This is a genomic window from Arthrobacter sp. I3, assembly GCF_000520575.1.
GTDB classification, from domain to species: Bacteria; Actinomycetota; Actinomycetes; order Actinomycetales; family Micrococcaceae; genus Arthrobacter; species Arthrobacter humicola_A.
In genome coordinates this window covers 1-1,014 of the sequence record NZ_KI914957.1, presented here as the reverse complement: position 1 = coordinate 1,014, position 1,014 = coordinate 1, and the positions used below count along the sequence as shown (strand labels likewise).

General features: G+C 66.0%; 2 protein-coding genes. One reads left to right on the top strand and one right to left on the bottom strand.

Going from position 1 to position 1,014, the window contains the following annotated elements:
- Positions 1–325: 325 nt before the first annotated feature.
- The gene (locus Y706_RS0119660; protein WP_028277932.1) at positions 326–652 is read left to right on the top strand and encodes a hypothetical protein; all 327 of its coding nucleotides are present in this window, start codon (positions 326–328) and stop codon (positions 650–652) included.
- A 168-nt stretch (positions 653–820) separates the two neighbouring features.
- Here Y706_RS0119660 and Y706_RS0119655 read toward each other — a convergent pair.
- Positions 821–1,014 (bottom strand): DUF4193 family protein (locus Y706_RS0119655; protein WP_028277931.1); only part of this gene is annotated, 194 nt, incomplete at its 5' end.

Genomic DNA, 1,014 nt, shown 5'->3' with positions numbered 1-1,014 from the left:
CCCGCCGCATCGGGCCCGAGGCCTAGCCTCACCGCCGCGGCTGGGTGATGACCCGCGCAGTTGTGGCTGTTCCTCGCCCGAGCCATTGGCCGGACCTGCTTGGGCCAACCCTCGGGCCGTACCTCAAGCTGTCCTCGCCGCCCGGAACCTGGACGAAAGCGCCCGTGCGCTGCCCGCGGGGTCCTTGGTGGCCGTGCGCGCCGCGGCCATCAGCCCTCCGCACGGTTGCGCCCGCTCAGGTTTATTTCTTGTTATCCAGGTCACATTGCGTCTATCGTTGTCGGGGGCCACAGCGTGGTGGCCCCGTTTTAGAGCGGAGAACTGTGTGAACGAGAAGCTGCGGGTGCTGGTCCGTGTGGACCTCGATGGCGCCAAGGCCCACGTCAATGTCCAGGGTCACGTGACGGTTCAGAACGTCCATGGCCTCTACGGTGTGGTCCAGCGCGCCGGCTCGCTCGCCTCAGGGCTGTCGCTGGAACTCGATGTGACGCGTGCCCAGACTGACTCCGACGCCATGGGAGAGCTTCGTGCGTGTGCAAAGTCGCATCATCTGCCGGTGCACGTGGACCCCCGCCAGCGTGACTACCAGATCAGCCTCCTGACGCAGAACACCGCGGTGTCCGCGGCCCTGTCGCCAGTCCTGGCAGCCTGACGCGCAGCACTGGCTACTGGGGTTGGCCGTGCCCTTGGCTCACATCCTGGGCCTGTGTGCCTGAATCTGATGTCCGCGCAGGGCGCGGAGCACGCGGTGCGAGAGAGCGCGTTGGACTTTCATTTGTAGCATCGCTCCCTTGCGTGACCGGGTAGCTGGCGGCATGTCTTATCCCGCGCACTCGATGCAGTACGGATGGCCGTCCCGTTCGCGCGCGAGCTGGGACCGGTGCCGGACCAGGAAGCAGGAGTAGCAGGTGAACTCGTCTTTGGCCTGGGGAATGACCTGGACGATGAGTTCCTCGGCAACGAACTCCCCGCCGGGGGTGATGGTGTCGTCGAGTGCGTCGGCTTCGTCCAGTT